At 45.3% G+C, this 24,425-nt stretch carries 29 protein-coding genes, 1 pseudogene and 1 other annotated feature (1 of these 31 running past the window's edge); of the genes and pseudogenes, 15 read left to right on the top strand and 15 right to left on the bottom strand.

The features are described 5' to 3' along the window. From AC0WRU_RS02280 to AC0WRU_RS02250, 7 genes and pseudogenes are all read right to left on the bottom strand, one after another. A protein-coding gene (locus AC0WRU_RS02280) for an NCS2 family permease (RefSeq protein WP_476127061.1) crosses the window boundary here: on the bottom strand, positions 1-75 show its start. 1,296 nt of this gene lie to the left of the window's left edge; the window shows 75 of its 1,371 coding nt (coding positions 1-75); its start codon is at positions 73-75; the stop codon falls past the left edge of the window. 221 nt (positions 76-296) lie between these two features. Beyond that, positions 297-656: a hypothetical protein gene (locus tag AC0WRU_RS02275; RefSeq protein ID WP_476127060.1), complete on the bottom strand. Its 360-nt coding sequence runs from the start codon at positions 654-656 to the stop codon at positions 297-299. A gap of 51 nt (positions 657-707) precedes the next feature. Next, a pseudogene (locus AC0WRU_RS02270) lies at positions 708-827 on the bottom strand (hypothetical protein); the annotation flags it as partial. Continuing rightward, on the bottom strand, positions 820-1,206 hold the full coding sequence (locus tag AC0WRU_RS02265; protein WP_476128543.1) for a MarR family winged helix-turn-helix transcriptional regulator: 387 nt from the start codon (positions 1,204-1,206) through the stop codon (positions 820-822). The pseudogene AC0WRU_RS02270 and the gene AC0WRU_RS02265, both read right to left, overlap by 8 nt. A 186-nt stretch (positions 1,207-1,392) precedes the next feature. Further along, positions 1,393-1,710 (bottom strand): SGNH/GDSL hydrolase family protein, encoded by a 318-nt coding sequence (locus AC0WRU_RS02260; protein ID WP_476127059.1) that lies wholly within the window; start codon positions 1,708-1,710, stop codon positions 1,393-1,395. Between the two features lie 20 nt (positions 1,711-1,730). Next, positions 1,731-1,898 carry a hypothetical protein gene (locus AC0WRU_RS02255; protein ID WP_476127058.1) on the bottom strand — a complete coding sequence of 56 codons (168 nt, stop codon included), beginning with the start codon at positions 1,896-1,898 and terminating at the stop codon, positions 1,731-1,733. Between the two features lie 19 nt (positions 1,899-1,917). Next, on the bottom strand, positions 1,918-2,763 hold the full coding sequence (locus AC0WRU_RS02250; RefSeq protein WP_476127057.1) for a LysR family transcriptional regulator: 846 nt from the start codon (positions 2,761-2,763) through the stop codon (positions 1,918-1,920). Between the two features lie 131 nt (positions 2,764-2,894). Between AC0WRU_RS02250 and AC0WRU_RS02245 the strand changes: the two genes are divergently transcribed. The 9 genes from AC0WRU_RS02245 (at position 2,895) to AC0WRU_RS02205 (ending at position 9,807) form a co-directional block, all read left to right on the top strand. Then, the gene (locus tag AC0WRU_RS02245; RefSeq protein WP_476127056.1) at positions 2,895-4,025 is read left to right on the top strand and encodes a Gfo/Idh/MocA family protein; all 1,131 of its coding nucleotides are present in this window, start codon (positions 2,895-2,897) and stop codon (positions 4,023-4,025) included. Positions 4,026-4,360: 335 nt separating this feature from the next. Further along, entirely contained in the window at positions 4,361-4,756 is a 396-nt protein-coding gene (locus AC0WRU_RS02240; protein WP_476127055.1) for a hypothetical protein, read from the top strand. Continuing rightward, positions 4,753-5,085, top strand: coding sequence for a hypothetical protein (locus AC0WRU_RS02235; RefSeq protein WP_476127054.1), 333 nt, complete (start codon positions 4,753-4,755; stop codon positions 5,083-5,085). Before AC0WRU_RS02240 ends, AC0WRU_RS02235 begins: the two co-directional genes overlap by 4 nt. 27 nt (positions 5,086-5,112) lie before the next feature. After that, entirely contained in the window at positions 5,113-5,457 is a 345-nt protein-coding gene (locus tag AC0WRU_RS02230; protein ID WP_476127053.1) for a hypothetical protein, read from the top strand. A 170-nt stretch (positions 5,458-5,627) separates the two neighbouring features. Next, a complete protein-coding gene (locus AC0WRU_RS02225) occupies positions 5,628-6,791 on the top strand; it encodes an FtsK/SpoIIIE domain-containing protein (RefSeq protein ID WP_476127052.1) in 1,164 nt (387 codons plus the stop codon). Between the two features lie 167 nt (positions 6,792-6,958). After that, entirely contained in the window at positions 6,959-7,786 is an 828-nt protein-coding gene (locus AC0WRU_RS02220; protein WP_476127051.1) for a rolling circle replication-associated protein, read from the top strand. Then, positions 7,764-7,976 (top strand): DUF3173 domain-containing protein, encoded by a 213-nt coding sequence (locus AC0WRU_RS02215; protein ID WP_476127050.1) that lies wholly within the window; start codon positions 7,764-7,766, stop codon positions 7,974-7,976. The genes AC0WRU_RS02220 and AC0WRU_RS02215 overlap by 23 nt, the downstream gene beginning before the upstream one ends. Continuing rightward, entirely contained in the window at positions 7,969-9,138 is a 1,170-nt protein-coding gene (locus AC0WRU_RS02210) for a tyrosine-type recombinase/integrase (RefSeq protein WP_476127049.1), read from the top strand. Before AC0WRU_RS02215 ends, AC0WRU_RS02210 begins: the two co-directional genes overlap by 8 nt. 15 nt (positions 9,139-9,153) lie before the next feature. Further along, positions 9,154-9,807 (top strand): metallophosphoesterase, encoded by a 654-nt coding sequence (locus AC0WRU_RS02205; protein ID WP_476127048.1) that lies wholly within the window; start codon positions 9,154-9,156, stop codon positions 9,805-9,807. Positions 9,808-9,901: 94 nt separating this feature from the next. Here AC0WRU_RS02205 and guaA read toward each other — a convergent pair whose 3' ends face one another. Next, on the bottom strand, positions 9,902-11,440 hold the full coding sequence (gene guaA, locus AC0WRU_RS02200) for a glutamine-hydrolyzing GMP synthase (RefSeq protein ID WP_476127047.1): 1,539 nt from the start codon (positions 11,438-11,440) through the stop codon (positions 9,902-9,904). Between the two features lie 144 nt (positions 11,441-11,584). Here guaA and AC0WRU_RS02195 point away from each other — a divergent pair, with 144 nt between their 5' ends. Beyond that, on the top strand, positions 11,585-12,241 hold the full coding sequence (locus AC0WRU_RS02195) for a DedA family protein (RefSeq protein ID WP_476127046.1): 657 nt from the start codon (positions 11,585-11,587) through the stop codon (positions 12,239-12,241). Here AC0WRU_RS02195 and AC0WRU_RS02190 read toward each other — a convergent pair whose 3' ends face one another. Beyond that, positions 12,242-13,474, bottom strand: coding sequence for an MFS transporter (locus AC0WRU_RS02190; RefSeq protein ID WP_476127045.1), 1,233 nt, complete (start codon positions 13,472-13,474; stop codon positions 12,242-12,244). 163 nt (positions 13,475-13,637) lie between these two features. Between AC0WRU_RS02190 and AC0WRU_RS02185 the strand changes: the two genes are divergently transcribed. Beyond that, on the top strand, positions 13,638-13,805 hold the full coding sequence (locus AC0WRU_RS02185; protein WP_476127044.1) for a hypothetical protein: 168 nt from the start codon (positions 13,638-13,640) through the stop codon (positions 13,803-13,805). A 205-nt stretch (positions 13,806-14,010) separates the two neighbouring features. On the opposite strand, the gene bcp is transcribed toward AC0WRU_RS02185, so the two are convergent. Genes bcp through AC0WRU_RS02165 form a run of 4 tightly spaced genes read right to left on the bottom strand, consistent with a single transcriptional unit; the run spans position 14,011 to position 17,161 of the window. Continuing rightward, the gene (gene bcp, locus AC0WRU_RS02180) at positions 14,011-14,490 is read right to left on the bottom strand and encodes a thioredoxin-dependent thiol peroxidase (protein ID WP_476127042.1); all 480 of its coding nucleotides are present in this window, start codon (positions 14,488-14,490) and stop codon (positions 14,011-14,013) included. 41 nt (positions 14,491-14,531) lie between these two features. After that, positions 14,532-15,320 carry an ABC transporter permease gene (locus tag AC0WRU_RS02175; protein ID WP_476127041.1) on the bottom strand — a complete coding sequence of 263 codons (789 nt, stop codon included), beginning with the start codon at positions 15,318-15,320 and terminating at the stop codon, positions 14,532-14,534. A 4-nt stretch (positions 15,321-15,324) separates the two neighbouring features. After that, positions 15,325-16,119, bottom strand: coding sequence for an ABC transporter permease (locus tag AC0WRU_RS02170; protein WP_134911204.1), 795 nt, complete (start codon positions 16,117-16,119; stop codon positions 15,325-15,327). After that, positions 16,112-17,161 carry an ABC transporter ATP-binding protein gene (locus AC0WRU_RS02165; protein WP_025684388.1) on the bottom strand — a complete coding sequence of 350 codons (1,050 nt, stop codon included), beginning with the start codon at positions 17,159-17,161 and terminating at the stop codon, positions 16,112-16,114. Before AC0WRU_RS02165 ends, AC0WRU_RS02170 begins: the two co-directional genes overlap by 8 nt. 104 nt (positions 17,162-17,265) lie before the next feature. Here AC0WRU_RS02165 and AC0WRU_RS02160 point away from each other — a divergent pair, with 104 nt between their 5' ends. The 4 genes from AC0WRU_RS02160 (at position 17,266) to trpS (ending at position 22,626) form a co-directional block, all read left to right on the top strand. Beyond that, positions 17,266-18,387 carry an LCP family protein gene (locus AC0WRU_RS02160; RefSeq protein WP_476127040.1) on the top strand — a complete coding sequence of 374 codons (1,122 nt, stop codon included), beginning with the start codon at positions 17,266-17,268 and terminating at the stop codon, positions 18,385-18,387. Positions 18,388-18,470: 83 nt separating this feature from the next. Further along, on the top strand, positions 18,471-19,787 hold the full coding sequence (locus tag AC0WRU_RS02155) for a glutamate-1-semialdehyde 2,1-aminomutase (protein ID WP_476128542.1): 1,317 nt from the start codon (positions 18,471-18,473) through the stop codon (positions 19,785-19,787). Between the two features lie 242 nt (positions 19,788-20,029). Further along, positions 20,030-20,989, top strand: a complete 960-nt coding sequence (locus AC0WRU_RS02150; protein WP_476127039.1) for a DMT family transporter — start codon at positions 20,030-20,032, stop codon at positions 20,987-20,989. 45 nt (positions 20,990-21,034) lie between these two features. Continuing rightward, positions 21,035-21,343, top strand: a binding site (T-box leader). 287 nt (positions 21,344-21,630) lie between these two features. Then, a complete protein-coding gene (gene trpS, locus AC0WRU_RS02145) occupies positions 21,631-22,626 on the top strand; it encodes a tryptophan--tRNA ligase (protein WP_476127038.1) in 996 nt (331 codons plus the stop codon). 177 nt (positions 22,627-22,803) lie between these two features. Here the strand turns inward: trpS and AC0WRU_RS02140 are convergent, their stop codons facing one another. Beyond that, on the bottom strand, positions 22,804-23,208 hold the full coding sequence (locus AC0WRU_RS02140; protein ID WP_476127037.1) for a sensory rhodopsin transducer: 405 nt from the start codon (positions 23,206-23,208) through the stop codon (positions 22,804-22,806). A 124-nt stretch (positions 23,209-23,332) separates the two neighbouring features. Continuing rightward, positions 23,333-24,367 carry a glycoside hydrolase family 88/105 protein gene (locus tag AC0WRU_RS02135; protein ID WP_476128541.1) on the bottom strand — a complete coding sequence of 345 codons (1,035 nt, stop codon included), beginning with the start codon at positions 24,365-24,367 and terminating at the stop codon, positions 23,333-23,335. Positions 24,368-24,425 lie beyond the last annotated feature (58 nt).

Genomic DNA, 24,425 nt, shown 5'->3' with positions numbered 1-24,425 from the left:
AAAAGTAGTAATCCCCGCAATAATTTCTGTGCGGACGTTCGTTCCATGTTCCTTTAATTTAAAGAAACGCTCCATGAGTCGTAATTCCTCCTACGCAAAGCATACTCGTATTGTTTTCGTTCATTTGATGTAATATTCGCATTCATAAGCGCTATATTACATCCGTTATTTTAGGCCGTCCCCCACAGCTTGTCAACATAAAAAGCGAATATTATAATTTAATCATATATGTATTGTTCGGAAAATAGAAAGCCCGCCAAGCTATTATATAGCTGACGGGTTATCGATTAGGCGAATCAGATATTTTTGTACTTATCAAAGGCATTCCCGGTGTCCGGTATATTTTCCAGATAAACGATCTTCCCTTCTGCATCCAGCCGAGCTTTGTCCACTCCTGTAAGTGTATACACTTCGCCTGTTGCTCTTTTGCCGCATACCGCCCATTTGGTTTCATAGGCACCCGCTTCTCCGGGAACCGGCTTCCAGCCCTCATACATATGCTTGATGTCGAGTGTTCCTTCAAAGAACATGCTCAAGAAGCTTTTCCAGCTATCCATACCTTGTTTCCGGTCACCGTTCAGCACGAACTCAATTTCGTTGGAGAAAAGGCTGATTAATTGCGCTCTGCACTTTTTTCTGCTCCAACAGGTCGGCAATTTCCTGTAGCTGCTGTCCGTTGGGCTCCAGCCATATATTTTTGGCCGTTACAGCTTCCAGTCAATCGGGTTAATGGAGGTAGCTGCTATTTTCACAACAACCTGATGGGCCTGTGGCTTAGGATTGGGTACATCTCTTTCCTTCAGTTCCTCCTCGCGTATTTTACATATTCTTCACATTGGTAGACATACGCTGTAATGCATTTGTCAAAGAAACAATTTCCTCATTCGCAAACTCACGTAGTAGCTTGTTCTGAAAGGCTTGTCTTTGCTCTGACAAAACTTGCAGCTCTCGAACCCCTGATTCTGTCAGTCGAATATAGGTCACACGCTTATCCTGCTCTTTTTTGCTGCGGATAATCAGACCTTCCTCCTCCAGTCTTTTCAGATGCCGGGTTACCGCCGCTCCGTCCAGAACCAGCAAATGCTGAAGCTCCAACTGACTCAATTCCTGCCGCTGATCAATGTGATACAAAATCTCGACCTTGGTAAAGCTCGTTTTTAACTGCGCTTCAAAAGCTGTATTCATTTCTTTACACAAAAGATGCATGCGGTAAAACAATTGGCTTTTTTCAGAGCAATGTTCGATGGGAGCTCCTCCTCACAATTACTTGACTTATCAATTGATCGTCAATTATTATACGCCTCTATTAAAAATATTCAAGCTTTATGATGGTGGTTTTCTGTGACAGGTGGTTTATAGAAAACACTCAGACATTAATAGAAAATACTCAAGCTATACGACCCGCGAGGCCACATCTCTCACAGCCTGCGCATACGCGCTATACACTTGTCCCGTGACTGCATTGGGCAAATGTTCAGGAACCGCATCACTTGATCCGTGGGGCGGCGTCAAAAAGATGATCAGCTTGTCCGGGTAACGGTTAATTAATCCCTCGGCAATATGCTTGAGCGCACCATAAAATGTTCGCGTTTCCGTCGATGGTGTGCCTACATGACCGAACGGCGTTTCTCCCATGGAAAAATCATTTCTTCCACCCATAAAAAAGATCACATCCGCGTGAGGGTTCATTTTCTCATAACGCTCACACATCGGTTCAAAACCGCCGCTGGCTACACTGCTGCCGATATGCTGTGATTCTCAAAGGTTTGGAATCCCAGTGCGTTGCTGACGAGGTGGGGGTAAGGCTTTTCTCCATCACGCAATTCATATCCAAACGTAATGCTATCGCCCAGAAATACGGCATGGCTACCTTGGTATTTGCCTTGATTGATTGTCATTCGATGTCTCTCCTATCTATTAGATCGTATTATTGATTTCGATAAATTTTTGTTCAATCGCTGTCATTTCGTGATTGGGCCGGGTTATTAAATACGTATCCATGTAGCCGAAGGTTGGGGGAGCGGGTAAATAGGATGTTACTTTAAATTGCCGCGCCAGCTTTTTGGACATAAGGGTGATTCCCATTCCCATCAAGGCGAATTCCACCATCGTATCAAACACACCGACCTCCACCACCTCGCCATGAGTCAATTGCATTTCCTGATACATCTTCTCCAGATGTGTGAGATACAGGCAGCCATCCGACAGCACGATAATAGAGGCTCCTTGCAGCACCTGTTTGAGGTCTGAGCCTTCATGTATGCCTTTCCCAACCAGCACCAGCTCTTCACGGCATATTTTTTGATAATGAATATACGGGTTGGCGGGATACCCTGTAACAAAAGCAATATCCAGTTCGCCGTCGAGGATCAATCGCTCCATTTCCGTAGTGGTTCCGGTTTTTAAGGTAACAGAAGCCTGCGGGTACAGCTCATATACCTTCGTAAGCGCCCTTGTTGTTTCCCCCGCTACGATGGACTGCATCGTGCCGATGCGCAGCTTTTCCTCCTGCGGTCTCATTTTCATCTCTGTGTCTTGCCATAGCAACAAAATTTGTTTGAACTGAGCGTACAAGGTTTCTCCTGCGGGTGTCAGCTCCATGCCACGAGGCTTTCGATAAAATAACGCTGTGCCGTAATGGGCCTCCAGCTTTTTTATTTTGGCCGTCATGTTCGATTGCAGGTGATTCAGCTTTTGGGCAGCTTCTGTCAGGCTTCTCAGCTCTGCCACCGAAACGAATGCCTGCATATTTTCAATATCCATCCCTTCACCTACCATCAAATAAAATGATACCAGCATCACAAACAAACATTATTATTTATGAGTTAAGTGTATTATATTGGCCTTAGACGCTATTTTCCACCCTCATTTTAAAAATTCAGGAGGTATGCAACATGGTCAAAAAGAAGATTCGTACAGGTGTTGTAGGAGGCTCGTTGAATAACAAATGGGCGAGTCAAACGCATATTCCGGCTTTACTCAAGCATCCGAACCTGGATATCACTGCCGTCGGCACCTCCCGTATGGAGAGCGCGCGACAAAGCGCAGAAGAAGTAGGGGCGGCACTGGCTTTTGATGATGCTAAAAAGCTCGCAGCTTCCGAGGATGTGGATATGGTCGTGGTGAGCGTAAAAGTTCCCCATCATTACGAGACGGTGATGGCGGCAATTCAAGAGAGAAAGCATATTTTTTGTGAATGGCCCTTGGGGGCAAACACTGCGGAAGCCGCTGAAATGGCTATGGCAGCAGAACAGGCGGGCATTCATCATACCGTCGGCTTGCAGGCACGGCAGGATCTTGAAGTGCAAACGATGAAAAAGCTGGTGGAAGACGGAACGATTGGTGAAATTGTGTCCTGTCATATGCAAGTATCTACTCGAGGTAAAGGAGGACGAACAGATCAGGATACGGCTTATCTGCTGAATAGAGCCAATGGCGCCAATCTGCTGACGATTAACGGGGGACATTCTCTGGACGCGCTGCAATACATCGTTGGCGAATTCCGTGAGCTATCGGCCATCACATCATCTCGCTATAACGAAGCCACTATTCAGGAAACGGGTGAAGTCATTCCCAAGGATACTGCGGATCAGATTCTGATTCAGGGGTCGTTGGAGAAGGGAGCAACGGTATCCGTCCACATTCAGGGTGGAGTGAATCCAAAATTCGAGCTGGAGATTCAGGGGAAAAAGGGAATTTTGCGTTTGACACAGAATCCTTCGCTTGGGCATGTTCAATTTGGCAATCTGACGCTCCAAAAACTTGTGTATGATCCAAGCAGTAAGCAGGGTTATGCGCCTAATGACGCTTTTGAACAAATAAGTATAACTGCCGAGCCTGATGGTGGACCGGATTTCCCAAAAGAAGGGGTAACCCTGAATGTAGCCAAGGCTCACCATGTATTTGCCGAGGATATTTTGACGGACACCCGTCTCGCTCCTGATTTTAATCATGCCTTAAAACTGCATCAGCTACTGGACCGCATTGAGGAATCGGCAACGACTGAAAAAAAGATCGTATGGTAAGGTAGAATTATAAAAAAAAGAACCTTCAAAACCACGATAGATGTGGAGTTGAAGGTTTTGTTGTTAACCATTTAAAATATTATTCCCACTCAATAACATCTAAAAATGATTAGAGTTAATTTGACGATTTTAAAGGACTTTGACACTACTAGAGATATATTCATCCATGTGAATATGAATGGATGGGTAGCAAAATGGTTGCAATTCGGTAGAGCTAATTAAAAAAATACAAACCATGTTGACGTACACTTAGTTAAGGTGTACAATTTGTTTGGGTAAACATATTGTTTGGGTAAACCGAATCAATTTAGTTCATTAATGTTAGGAGGTGCAAAATGAGAATACAGATGGCTCTATCCACTCTTAGTCAAATCATTTTAAAAAAAGAAAAAGAAGATTATCTGCAAAATGAAGGCGCATCTATAACTTATGGATATATCACAGGAACTGCAATAAAGAATATTTTCAAACATGACATAAATAGAATCGATTGGTTGCATGTGAAAACATGTAAGTTAGAAATTGAAAATGAAATAAGCGAAGACAAAGAGTTTTCCACTATTCTAAATTTAGAAAACTCGGTTTTAGAAAAAATTACGGAGTTACAAATCTTTCTCAAAGAATATTTTGGAGCAACCAGAATCCATAGAGCTTTCGCAGTAAAACTAGCCTTAAAAGCTAATTACATGGACAAAAACGGTATTAATATTTTCAAGGAGGACAAAGTATGATGATTTTACGAAATCCCCTATCCTTTTTTGAACTCATAGAACGACACAATTTAACTTTGCCAACAAGTTTATCTGACGCACGTAGAGTTCAGAAGGCAAATTGTAATGCGTCTTCATTCTGGGGAGAATTTGATTTTACTGACTCGGATGAAAGAAAATTACGAGTTCATCTGCAAAACATTTATGAGGGTGAAATCAAAACTTCCTTTATTTCAAATTTCGCTTTGCGTTTCCTCAACATATCCCAATCTAACAGCATATTGGCGAATAAAACTCCAACAAGTATTAACGCATTAGATCAAGAGGAAGCCTATCCAACGTTATATTAATTTTATAAAGAAAAGGATGAGAAAACTATGCCATTAAGAATAACTGATCTACGAATTGACCCGAAATCTCTGGGGGAAACAATGCTTCTTGCAGATATTTCACCAAGTTACGAGTATAAAGACGGTGAGAGAACTGGTAAATTAGAAGGTTACCGATATTCGGTTGTTCTCCCTGCTCACAAAATGGAAAAGTTAGGAGTAAAAGTCCTAAACAAAACACCTTTAATTGATGTTGAAAAAGGAGAAGAAATCCCAATCGGTACACCTATCCAGTTTACTAATTTGGAGGTAGGCTCTTACTTCTCCAAAACTCAAGGCGTAAGTGTCACAGCTAAAGCTGAGAATGTATCATTCGTTACCAATGCAAAATGAGAAACGTTAAACAATTTAAAATAGTATCCTTGTTAAACAAAAAAACGATCAATTTTAGATTATATTTCTGTATCACCGTTACACTTGGCGCAATTTGGGGGTTTGGGGAACTTCGTACCCTTATCCTCAATTTTTTTTACTCTAACCTATCTCTATTTTGGTTTTTACCTATGATGTATCTAATTTTTATAGTGTGGCAGTGGTACATTAAAACGCAAAAACATTTGACTAAAATTGTCGAAAAAAGACTACTTTTCTTCCTCAAATCAAACAACCTCTTTCAAACCGAAACAGTAGAAAAATACGATAACAACAAAATAATAAAAGAAAAGATAATTTACAATTCTGCTATCCTTGGCTACCTAGTCACATCTAAAGAAATTACCATTAGAGCATATAAACAGGGTGATATTTTTAGCGATAAAATGAATGAATTTGACACTTCCCTTTGCGCCCTACTTGATTTACCACTTGAAAACAAAGTTGATACTATCAGCTATTGTGATTATATTTTCAGTCTCCACAAAGATAACCGAATTGTTATCACAGGTACAGCGCTCAGATACAACAGTACAACCCTGTTACCCCTGAGCAGTAATTTAAAATGGAATATTCTAAAACAGCCACACTTGCTTTTGGCAGGCGTTACGGGATCAGGCAAGACAACATTTTTAAACTACCTCATTATCGAAATGAAGAAAATGCATGCTGAAATATATATCTGTGACCCAAAACGTTCTGACCTTGCGAGTCTCAAAAATATTCTTGGTGCTGAATATGTGGCGAGCGATGCAAACAACATTGCGAAACTTTCAAGAATTGTTAAAGAAGCGATGGAAAACAGATTTATCAACTATAAAGAAAATGCTGAAAATTTTGTATATGGCTACTCATTTGTAGATTATAGCTTACAACCTATATTTATTATTTTTGATGAGTTAGGAGCATTTCGGGCAAGTGCTGATAAAAAAGTATTTACTGAAACTATGGCAAACTTGACCGAAGTCATTTTGAAGGGGCGTGAAATGGGTGTATTCTGCGTTTTAAGCACTCAACAGCCAAACGCCAACAACATACCTACAGAATTGCGTGACAACCTCTCTGTTCGGCTTGCGATGGGCAACATGAGCAGTGAAGCGTATAGGATGGTATTTGGTGAGGATATAAAAGATTTGCAGTCTGTAAACACCATGGGAAGCGGATATATATATTTAGATGGATTGGGATGGTCTAAACCTAAACCATTTGAAGCACCATACCTAGACTATAAAGAATTTAATTTCGTAGGGGAGTTGAAGAAATATCAAAACGATACTCCAGCAGATAATACGTAGACCTCAATTTTCTGTTTTTACAGTTGCGAAGCAAACTGAACGGAGTGATAAAAACAGAAAATTGAGGTTTCACGAGCCACGGCTCGTGTAGAGCTTAACTTGATATATAGGACAACATCTGGAGAAATTTTCTCTTTCATAGTTATGGATTGTGAGGACAACCTACCTTGAAAAAAGAGTTTAGGAGTTACAATGTCAAAACCATTGAAACACCTACAACAATCGAGGTTTGGGAATATATAGATAACTCTGTCTTTTACACTGTCAATGTTGGCGATAAAGAGCCGATCAAATGTGAACTGGCTGACGATACCACAACAAAGGTTGAAAAATCTGCAAGCGAACATTATGACGCTCTGAAACGCAAACAAAAGCATTATGAGGAAATGCGTTGGTTTATTGCTCGTATTATAGATTGCAATTTTGATGATAATACCAAATTTATGACACTTACTTTCAAGGAAAACATTCAGGACATCAACTATACAAATTACGAATTCAATAAATTCATAAAGAGATTAAATTTTTATATATACCATGTCAAAAAACAACAATTAAAATACATAGCTGTTTGGGAAAAGCAAAAAAGAGGTGCGATACATTATCACATCGTCTTTTTTAGCCTTCCATTTATAAAAATTAATGAATTAAAGCAAATATGGGGACATGGCTTTGTAAAACTAAATAAAGTAGATGTAGACAGTAAAGACAACCGAGGGCGATACATTAGTAAATATTTTTCAAAAGATATTGATGCTAAAGAATATAAACAAAAATCCTTTTTTAAATCCCAAAATCTGATTAAGCCAATAACAAAGCGCATGACAAGACAGGAGTTATTCGACTTCTCAACTGAGAATGTGGTGTTTACAAAAGAATATACTCGGACACTTCCATATTTAGGGGATGATCCAAGTGTCGGATCTAAACACGGCTCCGTCAGGTATACAAAGATTAGAAAAGGAGTTCAAAATGCAGATGATAACAAAAGTTGAATTAAGTCAGCTTGGGTTTGGCCCAAGTCAGTGTTCAGATATAATTCGCAAAGCAAAAAGGCTTATGGTTAACAAAGGCTATGGATATTACGCTAATAGGAGACTGGGTTGTGTACCAGTTGAAGCTGTAGAAGAGATATTGGGCATTCGTTTAGCTTTTGATGGCAATGAGGTGCGTAACAATGCCTAAAATATCAAACATTTATCAAGATAAGAAGAATGGCAAATGGTACTTTGTTGCCAATCTTGGCTATGATGAGCATGGAAAGCGTCTAAGACATTGGGGGCGTGGTTATACAACGCAAAAGGAAGCAAAGACAGCTTTTGACGAATACATGAGCAATCATTCTAAATCAGCATTAATAACAAACAGCACAATGAGTTACCAAGAATTTTATGAAATATACTTCGAGCCAGATTATAAAAGAACAGTGAACCAAAGAACTTTTGATAATCGCATGTCGTCAATGAGATTACATTTTTCGTATTTCTTCAAAAGAAAGCTTAAAGATATAAATGCTCCGATGCTAAAAAAGTGGCAAAACAAGCTTTCCGAGCAGTATTCCAATGCCTATATACGCAATATATATGGTCTATTTCAGAAGAGTTTGGATTTGGCTGTAAAACTGGGATTACTTCAGTTGAATATAGCAAAACAAGTCGGTAATGTTAAAAAGAATAAGCAAAAAGTGGACTTCTGGACACGTGAAGAATTTGAAAAGGTAATTGCCACCTTCGATACAGAGGACTATTATGAGCATTATGCCTTTATGAGCATATGGCTCTTGTTTATGACAGGTTTACGAATCGGTGAAGCACAAGCTTTGGAATGGAAAAATGATATAAATTTCATTGAAAAAACTTTGACTGTAAGCAAATCTATGTATTATAAGAGTGCCCAAGAGTTTTATGTTACAGCACCAAAGACACAAGCAGGAAACAGAGTCATAGCTTTAGATGATGATACTATACGCTATTTGAAAGAATGGCAGGATGTTCAAAGTAAGACCGTACCTTCTAAATATATCCTGTCTTATAATGGATTCCCTACCAATAAGCACGCTACAAAATATTCAATTGAACAACATGCTAAGCTTGCAGGAGTTCATACAATAAAAACCCACGCACTAAGGCACAGTCACGCTTCTCTACTAATCTCTTTAGGTGAAAATGCCCTTGTTGTAAGAGATCGGTTAGGGCATGAAGATATTGAAACAACACTTGGTACTTATGGACATTTATATCCAAATACCAATAGAGCAGTAGCGGATAAACTGAGTAATCTTATAACAGTCGAGAAAAGCGAAAAAGCAAAACGAACTTTGACGTCTAATCAATTTATTAAACGATGATGCGGAGGAAACTATATGGCGCATATCTACGCTATGAGCGATATACACGAGGAACTAGACCTGTTCAAAGAAGTACTTAATCTAGTTGATTTCAGCAAAAATAATCAGTTGATTTTAGTAGGTGACTATATCGACATTCATTCGCAAGATTTGTCAATTTTATATTTCATCAAAGAATTACAAGAAAAACATTCAGATCAAATTATTGTTCTAGCAGGAAATCATGAGTTTATGTTACTAGAGGATATTGATTCCAAAGCCAATCCGTTCAATGATACTGCTCTTATAAAATGGCTGAAAAACTTGCCCTTTTACTATGAAACAGACACACAAATATTTGTCCACGCAGGCATAGATGAAGAAGCAGAGGAACTTTGGAAGTGGGGTTCAGAAGATTATTATTTCTGTAGTAAATACCCTCATACCATAGGGAAGTTTTTCAAGGATATCATCGCAGGTCACGTATCAACTTCTGAAATTACAGGTACAGTCGATTATCATAAAGTCTATTGGGATAAGCAAAGCCACTTCTATATCGACGGCAATACTCGTGTTAGTAAAACAATACCTGTTCTAAAATATGATACGACTTCAGGAAAATACTCTGGTTTTGAAAAAATAAAACAAGATGAAGGCAGCTTTGTGTGGCGAGAATACGCAATAAAATAAGGTGAATAAACTTGGATTGGTTGCAAAATGGTTGCTGATAAACAAGAACAGAGCGTGAAAGCCCAATAAATAAAGGCTTCCACGCTCTTTCTATCTATTCCCACTCAATCGTTGCTGGTGGTTTGGAGGTGATATCGTACACGATGCGGTTGACGTTGTCGACCTCATTGACGATACGTACCGAAATTTTCTCCAGCACATCCCAAGGGATACGCGCCCAGTCGGCGGTCATGCCGTCGATGGAGGTTACGGCACGGATACCTACGGTGTAGGAATACGTACGTGCATCGCCCATAACACCAACACTCTTCATATTCGGCAGAGCGGTGAAGTATTGCCAGATTTCCCGGTCCAGACCGGCTTTGGCAATCTCCTCGCGCAAAATATAATCCGATTCACGAACAATCGTAAGCTTGTCCTCTGTCACTTCGCCCAGTACACGAATGGCAAGACCCGGACCCGGGAAAGGCTGACGCCATACAATCTCAGCCGGAAGTCCGCATTCTTCGCCGACTTTACGTACTTCATCTTTGAACAATGCATTCAGCGGCTCGATCAGCTTGAACTTCATGTCTTCCGGCAAGCCACCTACGTTATGGTGCGATTTGATCGTCTGTGCCGTGGCTGTTCCACTCTCTACAATATCCGTATACAGTGTGCCTTGTGCCAGGAATGTAAAGTCGTCGAATTGCTTGGATTCTTCCTCAAAAACATAGATGAACTCGTTACCGATGATTTTACGTTTTTGTTCCGGATCATCGACTCCTGCCAGCTTGGACAAGAAGCGCTCACGTGCGTCAATTTTGACAACCTTCATATCAAATTTGCCAACGAATGTTTCCATTACGCTTTCGGCTTCACCCTTGCGCAGCAGTCCATGGTCAATGAACATACATGTCAATTGATCGCCAATCGCTTTATGAATGAGCATCGCTACGACGGAAGAATCCACGCCGCCACTTAAAGCACACAATACTTTTTTGTCGCCTACCTGCTGGCGGATTTCACGGATCTGATCTTCAATGAACGACTCCATCGTCCAGTTGCCTTCACAACCGCACACTTCATACAGGAAGTTACTAATCATCTCATTACCTTGAATGGAATGACGTACTTCTGGATGGAACTGTACCGCATACAGATTCCGTTCCGGATGACTCATGGCAGCAATCGGCGCACTCTCCGTTCCTGCATCCAGTTTAAAGCCAGATGGCAAATCTGTAACGTGATCCCCATGGCTCATCCATACGGTTTGACGGGATTCCAGACCTTTAGCCAGTAGGGTATCCTCATTAAATTGTACATCTGCTTTACCGTACTCACGCTTGCCTGCACGTTCTACCTTACCGTCCAGTTGGTGAGCCATCAGCTGCATACCATAGCAAATACCAAAAATAGGAATTCCAAGATCGTAAATAGCCCGGTCCACCTGAGGAGCATTATCTGTATATACGCTGGAAGGTCCACCTGAGAAAACAATCCCTTTCGGTGCCAGCTCTCTCAGCTTCTCCGCAGGCGTATTGTATGGAAGGAGCTCGCTATATACACCGAGATCCCGTATTCTTCTTGCGATTAACTGGTTGTATTGTCCTCCAAAGTCGAGAACTACAACGATTTCATTAGGCTTATTCATTACCGTGCCTCCCTCAATTGTTCGTTCCATTATACGCAACGATAAAACAAGACGTCAAGAAATCACCCGGAGTTGAGCGGACATGAAAAGATTGTTAGAATGAATTAATTCTAAATTATGAATCTGTTCGTAGGAGTGTAAACGATGGATGTGCTGAAATGGATCACGCAATTGTTCGAAGAATACGGATACGGCGTCCTTTTTTTCGGCTTGCTGCTGGAATTTATTGCTCTACCCTTTCCCGGGGAAACCACGATGGCTTATGCGGGATATCTCTCCTATTCGGGTAGGCTGGATTTTGAAAAACTGGTGCTGCTGGCCTTTTTAGGCACAACCATTGGAATGACCATTACCTACTTTATCGGAAAATGGGCCGGACTCCCTTTTATCCAGAAATACGGCAAATGGGTTTTGTTATCGCCGGACAAGCTTGAAAAAACACAAAAATGGTTTCAACGTTACGGGTACTGGCTCATTTTCTTAGGATATTTCATTCCCGGCGTCCGGCATTTTACCGGCTATTTTGCGGGAATTATTGCCCTTCCCCTGCGTAAATTTGCCATGTATGCGTACAGCGGCGCTCTGTTCTGGGTCATCCTGTTTCTAGGCATCGGTAAGGTGTTCGGTCCACAATGGGATGCCATGTTCCATTTGGCGGAGCTGTATGCGCTGCGAATCGTCGCCATCATTGGCATTATCCTTCTGCTATATATCGTTTATCGCTGGAGAGCCTTCCTGTTTGGTTTTTTCCGCAAGTCCGACAAATCGGTGAAAACCAGTAGCAAAAAAGATCCGGAATAATTAGACTCCTGCTGCCTTACGGCTGCAAGCCCTTGTATAGTAAATTGATATCATGATAGATATCAAGACAAATCCAGCGCCGCCAATCCAACCTAACATACGCGGCTCCATGATTTCCACCGCCACCCCGGCTCCAAGCATGGATAAGCCGATAATCCCTTGACTCCACGCTGTCAGCATGCCCAATAATGGCCCCTGTACATGCAGCGGAGTCTCTCGCATGAATAGTGTATCCAAACAGATTGCTCCGACCCCGCCAGCCAACGAAACGAAAAAGTAAATGCCGACCGCCGCCCATGCATGTTCAATTCCACTTAACCCCATGAGCAAAATTCCCTCCAATAGCAGACATACCAGTCCTCCGCTCAATAAAGAACGGCTGAATAGACGCCCCAGTGCATAACTGGCAACCAGACCCGCACCCAAAGCGGCGTAAAACAGTCCAATCCCGGCATCCCCCAGCTTAAACTCCTGCACGGCATATACACTGATCAGCACATTATCAATCCCATTGAGGAATGGAACCAGTAGCTCGAATGCAATTACGACTTGGAGCGGAAGCGACATACGGATGCATTGCAGTATTTGTGACCTACCGAGGATTCGATCATCGAAAGACGTCTGACTTCCACGTGATTCAGTATAAGCATCCTCCCTATTTACTTCCTCCTTAGTGATAGGCGGGAATGCGATATTGCAGACGATCAAACCTGCAACGAAAAAGCTGCCGGAATTGAGCATAAATGCGGCCTGTGGTCCAAAAAGCGCGGATACGATGCCTCCAGCAGCGGCGCCAATCACCAATACCAGTCCGCTCATCACCTGCTCCAGACTGTTCACCCGCAACAAATCCGACGGTCGGACCAGCAGCGGGATGGACGACTTACGGGCTGGAGCGTACAGCGCTTCCCCACAGGCTAACAGGGTACTGACTCCATAAACGATCCACATATCCTCATTGCTGTGAACACTTAAAAAGGCAAGGGCTGCTCCACCTCTCAGCAGATCCGTGGTCATCATAAGTGTGCGTCTGGATATGCTGCTGATAAGCACACCTGACACGGGCGACAGAATTAAAAAAGGAATCACCCGTAGTCCAAGCATAATCCCCACGCTGAGTCCCGAGCCGGTAAGTCGATACATCAAGGCTAACAAAGCGATCTGGCAGAAGCGGTCTCCAATTCCGTTAATAATGCCGGCCGCGAATAACTTTCTGTATTGCTTGTTTACCATGTGCTTCAGCTCCAAGTCGATATGATCCACTAATTTTATATTAATCTAATTAGCTATATAACTAATTTATAGGGATGACTATACAAACGTCAAGCATAAATTCATATATTCAGAGCATACTAAACCAACTAACTCCAATATCGGAGGATTTTACGTATGCAAAATGAGAATAAAAGCTGCCCATTGCGGTACGGATTATCCGGTTCGCCCTCATGTGCAAAGTGACATGAAGGATACGATCTTTCGCCTGCCTTGGTCGTGGATGACTACCCGTCCGAATGCGAATCAAGTTCAGAATACGATCCTGCGGGGATACTCATCTACGGCTTGAGCAGCATAGTTTGTCATCTACTATTTTGATACCCTTGTTCCCTTCTGGGTAGATTGGGATTTGACCAACTCGGTCATCATTCCTTTGAGCTTGTGGGGCACGGGTTATACAACATCCTGAAGTAAGAATAAGCCGGAGATTACATATCAAAAACACCCTCTGAGACTGAAGAATAGCAGTGTCCCAAAGGGTGTATGGATGTTTATTATTTTGTTAGTTCTCTAATATACTCAAGCGCATTATCAATATGGCCTTTGACTCTCAAACCACGCCATTCATGAATCAGAATACCATTCTCGTCAATGAGAAAGGTAGAGCGTACGATCCCCATGTATTGCTTGCCGTACATCTGCTTTTGCTGCCATACGCCGTAAGCTTCCGCCACTTCATGCTCCTCATCTGCCAAAAGCTGAAAAGGCAGCCCATATTTTGCAATAAACTTGTCGTGCCGCTTGAGTGGATCTGGGCTTACTCCCAGAATAACGGTGTTCAAACCCTCGAACTCCCCGTGTTTATCCCGAAAATCACAAGCCTGTGTCGAGCAACTGGAAGTCAAATCCTTCGGATAGAAATACAGTAAAACCCTGCTGCCTCTAAAATCAGACAGCTTGACGTTTTTCCCTTCACTTCCCGGCAAGTCAAAGTCCGGCGCGGATTGTCCAATAGCGGTAGATGTCGTGGACATCTCATCATCTCCTATCTTGTGGGGTTCTGATGTGATCCGACCTAAGAACCTGCACCTCTGTAACGCCGAATACCAAAATTCCATGCCAGTAAGCCCAAGGTTAGAAATACAGCTCCCATGACCGGAGTCAAAAGCGCCATATGCCGCATATCCTCCCGATGGAGAAACAGGGCTGCTGGATATACGCCAACAAAAGCAAAAGGCAGAATCCAGGTCAGCACGACTTGAATCGCACGGTTATAAATCGTCACCGGATAACGTCCATAGCTCTGCATATTGTACATGAGCGGAATAATTCCTGTCGGGGCATCTGAAAAGAACGAAATTGAAGTCAATATGGTGTAGATCCCCGTATAAATCGCCACGGCACTCAGGGTCATGACAATTAGCGCCGGGATGAACCACCACGCCATTTGCAAATCCATCTGCGCTCCGCTGATCCCCATAATAATCAGACCAATCACCGATCCAACCAACGCGGGCGGGTCCACGTTTTCAAGGAAAATCTGGAACAGATTATGCGCAGGACGGGTCATGACCCGATCCAGCTCTCCTTTTACAATATAGCGCTCGCTAAAGTTCCACAGATTGACGAAACAGCTGAATAGTCCGTAAGGAACCATGAAAAAGCCATAGACAAATACGACTTCATTTTCGCTCCAGCCGCCCAAACTGTCCGTGTGCATAAAAATGACCAAAATAAAAATGAGATTGGTGGCCTGAAATAGCAGGTCCGAAACGACCTCTACCCAAAAATCAGCACGGTAGGTGAGCCGCGATTTCATATAATTCTTCAAATATTCGCTAATGAGTCCCAAATAGTACATCATCGGCCTACCCTCCCTGCACGAACAGACGTCTGCGCGCCAGTCGCCAAATGATGATCATCGGCACGAGCAGAACGACCAGCCAAATGATTTGGATACCCAGCACATTCCAAATACCAACGCCTTTTACTCGTCCGGTAAATACGGAGCCGGGCAAATACGTAATCGCCTGAAATGGCAGCCACTGAGCGAAAGTCGCCAGCCAGCCTGGAAACAGGCTGATGGGCAGAATCAAGCCAGAGAACAGATCTACTACCACCCGCTTCATGCGCATCATACCCTCGTTATTTTCAACAAAAAAGGCCGTCAGCCCCGTAATAATATTGATTTGGGTATTGATCAGAAAGCTGAAAAACAGCATCACGAGGAAGCTGATCCATGCTACAGGGTCCTTCGGCAATGTCACTGGAAACAGCAGCATCGCAATCGCCATGCCCGGGATCATAAACAGCAGAAAACGGAACATCCCCTCGCCAAGCCCCTGCATGACTTTGACCAGCACATAGTTATACGGCCGGATCATCTGGATGGCAATGCTGCCATCACGAATCTCTGTCGAAATTTCACGATCCAGATTGTTGAAATAAAAGGCCCTCGCCATCCACGATACCGCTACATAGGTCGTCATTTGGGCTGCGGAAAAGCCACCGATGCTGCCCGCATCTCCATAAATCGCTTTATACGTGAAATAATATACACCAATATTCATGGAATAAATTAATATGCCCGTATAATAGTTCACACGATAAGCGAGCATGGTGAGAAACCGGATACGAATAAAATCGGTATATACGCTAAGCATGGACTTTGGCCTCCACTGCCGGAAGCACGGGATTGCCCTTGCGTTCCGCCGAGCCGGATTGGTAGATGCTACGCACGATATCATCGGTGTTCGTTTCAATGATTTTGATATCCGTAATGTCCGTACGCCCGACTACGCTGGCCAAGACATCCGATACGTTGATATGAAGCGGAATCCACACCTTGGCAGCCAAATCATTATCCGCCGTCCAAGTCAGCGGCATGTCCGCTGTCCACGCTTGTAATTGCTCAAGCTGGGTGGGCACGCCGAACTGAAACTGTACTTCCCGTCCTGTACCCCAACGTGCTTTCAGATCCTCCAGACCACCATCATAGATGATGTTCCCATCATCCAGCATAATGACGCGCGAGCACAGCGCTTCAATATCCTGCAAATCATGGGTTGTCAGCAAAATCGTCGTACCGTAATCCCGGTTCATGTCCTTCAGGAACTCGCGGATTTCAGACTTCACCATAATATCGAGTCCAATGGTCGGCTCGTCCAGAAAAACGATGGACGGATTGTGCAGCAGCGCAGCCACTAATTCACAGCGCATCCGCTGCCCAAGACTAAGCTTGCGCACCGGACGGCTTAGCAGGTCCTGTAATTGGAGCCGCTCTACCAGCTCATCCAGCCTGCGTTTGAAGTCTGTAGCCGGAACCTGATATACTTTGCGCAGCAGTTGAAAGGACTCAATCACGCCGATGTCCCACCATAGCTGGCTGCGCTGTCCAAAAACAACGCCGATATTACTTACGAATTTCTCACGTTCCTCGTAAGGAACATAGCCGCCCACTTTGAGATGTCCCGAGGTCGGCACGAGAATGCCAGTCAGCATCTTGATCGTAGTAGACTTTCCAGCTCCGTTTTCACCAATATAGCCACATATTTCTCCCTGAGGAATACCAAAGGAAATATCCTTGACCGCGGCCACCTCGTTGTATTCGCGGGCGAATAAATCAAGAAAGGCTCCTTTCAGGCCTTCGCGGTTTTTTTGCACTTTAAATGTTTTGCGCAGATCCTGCACATCAATTGCCAGCATGTCATACCTCACATTCAGGATTTTGAAAAATCCATAGTTAAATTGATTGTGCTCCAAAAAGAAATTATAATGTAAAGAATTGAAAAGCGAAAGGGAGAGCATCCATGACAAGCAGAACCAAAAGGACGATATGGTCGGTTCTAACCGTGATTATCGTCGCGATTGTCGGCTTTGCCGTGTATTATTTTTTATCCATTTATAATCAACTGGACAATCTGCATAAAGAGGGTGCAAACTCCCCATTCAAAAATGTAACGCAGGTCGATCAGGTGCGCACACCAGACCCGCCCAAGTGGGAAGGTACGGACCCGGTCAACATTTTGCTGATGGGTGTCGATGGTCGTGGTATCCAAAAAGGGGAAGTCCCCCGGTCGGACAGTATGATGGTCGTATCGCTTGACCCCGTCAAGAAAAAGATTCACCTCTTCTCTATTTTGCGTGATACGTACGTGGATATTCCCGGCTACAATAAAAGTCGGATTAACACCGCCATTACTCACGGCCCCAACACGGCCATGAAGGCGGCTGGCGACCTGCTGGGGATTCAGGTGCAATATTATTTATATACCGATTTTCAAGGATTTATTAAGCTGGTGGACGCCGTGGGCGGCATTGATCTTGAAGTGGAGAAGGATATGCACTATACAAGCAATGCGGATAAGCATGAATACGATATTGACTTGAAAAAGGGCATGCAGCATCTGGGCGGCAAAGAGGCGCTTCAATATGTGCGCTTCCGTCATGATGCCATGTCGGACTTCTCCCGATCAGGACGTCAGCGTGCATTTTTGGAGGCTATAGCACAGAAAATGCAGAGCACGACCTCCATTGCCAATTTGCCGAGCATTTTGCAACAGGTAAACCCGTTTATTGATACGAATCTTAGTGTCAACGATATGTGGAGGCTGGCAAACGTCGGCTACCAAAGCAGCTTTGCAGGCAGCGAGCAGGTTCCGCCGATGAAGCTGCTTGGGGAAGAAAATGTAGGTGGCGCGCAGGTTCTTACCGTCCGCGATCCGGAAGAATTGAAAAAATACGTGCAGGATATATTCAACAATCCTCCTGTACAGACACAGGAACAAAATAAGGATCAAAACAAAACGAAGCAACCGGACAGTGCATCATCGTCCAAGACGGATAAGGCTTCTTTCACGGGTGGCAGCAATACCAGTAGTGATGCTGCTGCCACACATTCGACAACAAAGACAGGACAAAAAGAGCTATAATGATGTATGCAGGGGCAGCCGTGAACGCTGCCCTTTGGCGTGTGTATATCCTATTTTAATGAACGGAAAGGAAGTTTTGGATGATGAAACGGGAAACCTCCGAAGCATTATATAAAGAAGCACTGGAGCATATTGTCGGGGGCGTAAACAGTCCTTCACGCTCTTTCAAGGCTGTGGGCGGCGGCGCTCCTGTATTTATGAAACGCGCCAAAGGCGCTCATTTCTGGGACGTGGATGATAATCGGTACATTGATTATTTAGCGGCTTACGGCCCTATTATTACCGGACATGCCCACCCTCATATTACCAAGGCCATTAGTGAGTCGGCGGCGAACGGGGTATTGTACGGAACCTCAACGGTATTGGAAATCAAGCTCGCCAAGATGCTAAAGGAAGCCATTCCTTCCATGGACAAGGTCCGGTTTGTGAATTCCGGCACAGAAGCGGTCATGACGACGATCCGTGTTGCACGGGCCTATACGAAGCGAAATAAGATCATCAAATTTGCAGGCTGCTACCACGGTCACTCGGATCTGGTGCTCGTAGCCGCAGGCTCCGGCCCGTCCACGCTGGGCATACCTGACAGTGCAGGAATTACGACCAACATTGCTAGCGAGGTTATTACCGTGCCTTTCAATGATCTGGACGCGCTGCGCCAAGCCTTGGAGCGTTGGAGCGACGATGTGGCAGCGGTCATGGTCGAGCCGATTGTCGGTAATTTCGGCATGGTGATGCCGCAGCCCGGTTTTCTGGAAGGGCTATGCTCGATGGCACGGGCAAACGGTTCGCTCGTCATCTATGACGAGGTCATTACCGCGTTCCGCTTCCACTATGGCTCCACCCAAACGTACGCCGGGTTGGACAATCATGATGCGATTCAGCCGGATTTGACCGCGCTGGGTAAAATCATGGGCGGCGGCCTGCCGATCGGTGCCTACGGCGGCAGCAAGCATGTGATGGAGCAGGTTGCTCCACTCGGCCCGGCTTATCAGGCGGGCACCATGGCGGGCAACCCGGCTTCCATCTCGTCAGGCATTGCATGCCTTGAAGTCCTTCAAGGCGAAGGCGTGTATGAAGAGATGGAACGTCTCGCTGTGAGACTGACGGATGGCATCGCTTCCTCAGCCGCACGCCATGGCGTGCCGTTGACGATTAACCGCATCCGTGGGGCATTCTCGACGCATTTCTGTGATCATCCAATCACGAACTACGATGAGGCGCAGGATACGGACGGCGAAGCGTTCGCTTCCTTCTTCCGCCATATGCTGGATCGCGGTATTCATCTGGCCCCATCGAAGTACGAAGCGTGGTTCCTCACAACGGCGCACACAGATGAAGACGTGGATGCTACGCTGGAAGCGGCGGACGATTCTTTCCGTGCGATGGCGCAAGGCAAGTAAGCAGATCAATAAATGATGGAATGCTGATAGGATAAGAGCCGGAAGCAGCTTTAAGGACTGGGATATCCCACCTTTGAGACTGCCTTCCGGCTTTTTTATTTTGCAAACTGTACCCGTACAGTTGTACGTTTTATGGATTGTATCAAGTGACGCCAAACGGGTATATTGGGAGGAGCAACATGTTGAAATCATTCAGGATAGGCTAATGAAAACAAATGCCTGAGCCATTACGGAGGTTTATCATGCACAGTCGTTCCAAAACGGGAGCCGCCTATCTGGCTGCTCTCAGCTATGCCGCTATACTCGGTTTTTCATTTTTGTTTGTGAAGCTGACGGTTACAGAGGCCAGCCCGCTGGATGTAATCGCCCACCGCTTTGCGTTGTCTTTTATCGTTTTGACGGTTCCGGTACTGTTGGGCTGGATCAAGATTAACATCACGCGGCGTGATATCCTGCGTATTTTACCGCTGGCGCTACTCTCGCCTTTAGTGTATTTTCCACTGCAAGCCTTCGGACTAATGAGCACCTCTTCATCGGAAGGCGGCATTATTCAGGCGATCGTTCCTATCTTCACGCTGCTGCTGGCGTCCTATTTTATTAAAGAGCGTACAACGGCTGTCCAAAAGCTTTCCTTGCTGCTCTCTGTAGCGGGCGTTATTTTTATATTCGTGATGAAAAGTGGAGCGCCGCTGGCTTCGAACAGCTTCGGAGGTATTCTTCTGCTCGTGCTATCTGCGATATGCCTCTCCGGCTATAATGTATTGGCACGTCCATTAACGCAAAAATACAATCCGCTGGAGCTAACCTACGTTACCTCCATTCTGGGATGTGTCGTTTTTAACTTGGTGGCACTGGGATATCATACGATAGATGGTTCCATGAGCGCTTATACCGCCCCACTGGTGAAGCTTGATTACTGGCTGGCTCTGGCCTATCTGGGGATTCTGTCAACGCTTATAACCTCGCTGCTATCGAGCTATGCATTGAAGCGAATTGAGGCGTCCAAAATGAGTGTCATCGGTAATTTGTCCACTCTCATATCCATGATTGCGGGTGCTTACATTTTGAAGGAGCAGCTCGCATACTATCACATTGTCGGGGCCGTTATTATTATTGTCGGGGTGTTGGGCACCAATTTTGGAGGTCAGAGAAGCTCCAAGCCGCGAAAAGCATCTGCTGCAAAGCCACTAAAAGTCGACTGAAAAGGGATGTACATTTCACTTGTGGAATGGTAAACTGTATAAAATTGTATGGCGATGATGAAAAGAAGTAGGCGGAAGAAGAAGCTTCAGAGAGTCGGCGTTGGGTGGGAGCCGATGTTTCGCTTCTGTTGAAATGGGTTTCGGAGCACCACGTTGAACACAGCTTCCCCTAGTGAAGTTGTTAGTAGGTAAGGCGGAATAGTCCATCCGTTATCAAGGGACAGGATATCGACGGTACTTAAAGGCAGCGTTAGCGCCTGATAAGAAGCACGTCCGTATCTGGTGAGAGGATCGTTGGTCAGAAGCCAACGGTCAATCCAGGTGGCACCGCGAAGCACAAGCTTCGTCCTCGGAACGCAATCGCTATGTCATAGCGTATTGCGATATTGCAGTAACGGCATAGACCGTATGCTGTGATGTTCCAGGGACGGAGCTTTTTTGTGTTGGTTTTTAAGCTGCATTTTTCTAGGATGAACTTTGGACTTGAAGGGAGGTGATGGCCGTGGAGGACGGCTGGTGGTGGCGGCTCGCCAATAGACGAGGTATTTGTATCCGGATGCCTGAAACAATGGATTCGTTCAGCGCATACCGTATTATTTTTGCAGCAGTTAATGACTTATTGAATTCAGGGAGGAAACCAAATGCAATCCACATCCGATATTATCCTGACTGGCGACCGTACGACTGGCAAGCTCCATCTCGGCCATTACATCGGCAGTCTGCGTAGCAGAACAGAGCTACAGTATGAATACCGCACCTTTCTAATTTTGGCTGATGTGCAGGCATTGACCACACATTTTGACCATCCCGACGTGTTAGCTACGAGCGTCCGTCAAGTTGCTCTCGACTATTTGGCAGCAGGCATCGACCCGAACCAGGCTACCCTTTTCATCCAGTCCATGATTCCTGAAATTGCGGAGCTGGCGCAATATTTTAGCATGTTCGTGACCGTCAATTCGCTGCGGCATAACCCGACGGTAAAAAATGAAGCCCGTCAACGAGGAACCGAGGATATGTACTATGGCTTTCTTGGCTATCCGGTTAGTCAGGCCGCAGATATCGCGATCTGCAAGGCGACTTTGGTTCCGGCGGGTGATGACCAGATTCCCCATATGGAGCAGGCGCGGAAAATCGTTCGCCGCTTCAATGAGCTGTACCGTCCGGTTCTGCCGGAGCCACGCATTTTGCAAGGCGGGCGGCTAACCGGGCTGGACGGTAACAGCAAAATGAGCAAAAGTCTGGGCAACGCGCTGTATCTCGACTCTTCCGCCCAGGAAGTCAGCACTAAGCTCGCGCGGGCGAAAACCGACCCGGCACGGCTGCGCAAGCATGATCCGGGGCATCCGGATATTTGTCCGGTGTACGAGTATCACCGTTATTTCCGTCAGGAAGGGATGATTGATATCCACGATCAGTGCTCCAAGGGAGCCATCGGCTGTACCGATTGCAAAAGGCTGGCGGCTCAGGCCGTAAATACGCTGCTGGAGCCGATGCGCGAACGGCGTAATACTTATGCGGCACGGCTGGGAGATATCGATGAAATTTTGATCGAGGGCACGCGGAAGGCTCAGGCTACGGCGCGGGAAACCATGCGTGAGGTACGGGATGCAATGGGGATCGGCTATTTTGATCGTTGACGCTTCTCAAGAATAATGAATACACAAAAAAATATCCAAAACTTTCATTTTTTTTATTCAGCTTATATACTACTGCTCTCTTTCAGACATGCCAAAAAGCCCCCGAAACCGCCGCACGAGCGAATCAGGGGCTTATAACTTCATATATATGATACATGCCTTCTTCAAGCCAATATCTCAGCCTTCAACCGGGTACGCCATGACGCTCATTAATGCCAGTTCCGGCTGTGTCGTGTCCAGTCTACTATATTGCACAATCACCGGCACATCGCTGGTGACCGTAATCGCATAAGGAATGCCTGCCAGAATCCGTTCACCATTCCTCTCCAAAGAGGCCGTGCGGATATGGCGGGTTCGCCTTCCTTCCACCACCTCGATCAATCCCTCCAGCGGCTCGCGGTCCTCAAAATAGATGTCTATACTCAGCTTGGCCGCACGGGTTCCGCAGTTCAGCACACATATACTCTCATGACTAAGCAGCTCTCCCCGGCTTTCGGGTGGAATATATCCATCGGGGATGACCCAAAATAAGCTGCCCCGCGGCTGGTTTACTTTTTCCTGAGGAAGCTCAGTATTTCCCATGCTATCCGACTCCTTTCACCTAAAATACTTGCGCATCCCTATGCTGTTCTCAAAAATAAATTGCTGGCAGTGAATCTGTCACAGTGTTTAATCCTGACGAGTCAGCCGCAAGCAACCTACCTTTCTACCCGAATGGATTCTCCTTGGTACGCAGCAATTGAGCCAGAAACGCAAGCGCCAGTCCTTGTCCCCAGCCCTGAATGCGTTTGTAGGGCACGTTACGGTAGCCGTCAATATCGTTCATCACGGCGGTTCCAGCGGATACACCCGTCACGGTGCCGTCCTCCTTGATTCGGGAAAGAATACCGTCGATCGCCTTTTGCGTGTATTTGTTAAACAATCGTCCCTGCATAAGCAAAGCTGTCGCAATGCCTGCGGAGCCCGAGGTTTCCAGATAGGAGGTTTCATCATTCAGCACCGTATGCCACAGCCCTTCCGGGGATTGCAGCCGCACCAGCGCACTGAGCTGGTCGCGCAGCGAACCGTCGATGATCATATAGGATGGATGCTGCACCTCCACAAATTTCAGCGCCTTTGCCATCGTGAGTGCCGCCCACGAATTTCCCCGCGCCCAGTATATCCCCGACATCCGGCTTTGGTTCGCATGATCCCAGCCGTGATAATACAGATTCGTATCCGGGTCCTGCAAAAATTCCTCATGCCCGTGATATTGACGGATACCGTCCTCCCAATATTCCCGGTTGCCCAGCAGATGGCCGATGCGCAGCAAATAGTAGCCCGCCATAAACATCGTATCCACCCACGCCTGCTGCGGAAATACGTCATGAAGTGAATTCACGGTATGCTGGAAAATGCCGTCGGCAAACCGCTCCGCTTTTTTGGCCAAAAATTCTGCCATCTCGATGGCGATATCAAGGTATTTTTGCTCACCTGTAGCCTGATACAGCGTCAGCAAGCAGTGTCCCACAGACACACCGTTCACCGAGAGCGGTGGAAGTCCATCCGCAATATTTTCATCGACCCATTCCTTTAATTTGGTCAAATACTTCTCGTTCCCGGTTGCTTCATAGGCTTCACACACCCCGTAAAAGGCTACGCCGCCAGGCCAATCCCAGCTATAGTGCATTTGAAACGTACGCTCCACCACCCGGTCGATCACCTGTTTAATTTGTTCCTCATTAAAAATCAGTGCAGGCATTTCTTCGTCTCCCCCTTTGGTAATTTTCACGTTAACTGCCTCCTTGACACCCGTTAGA

This window comes from Paenibacillus sp. 1-8, assembly GCF_056316205.1.
This window is presented reverse-complemented; position numbering and strand designations above follow the sequence as displayed.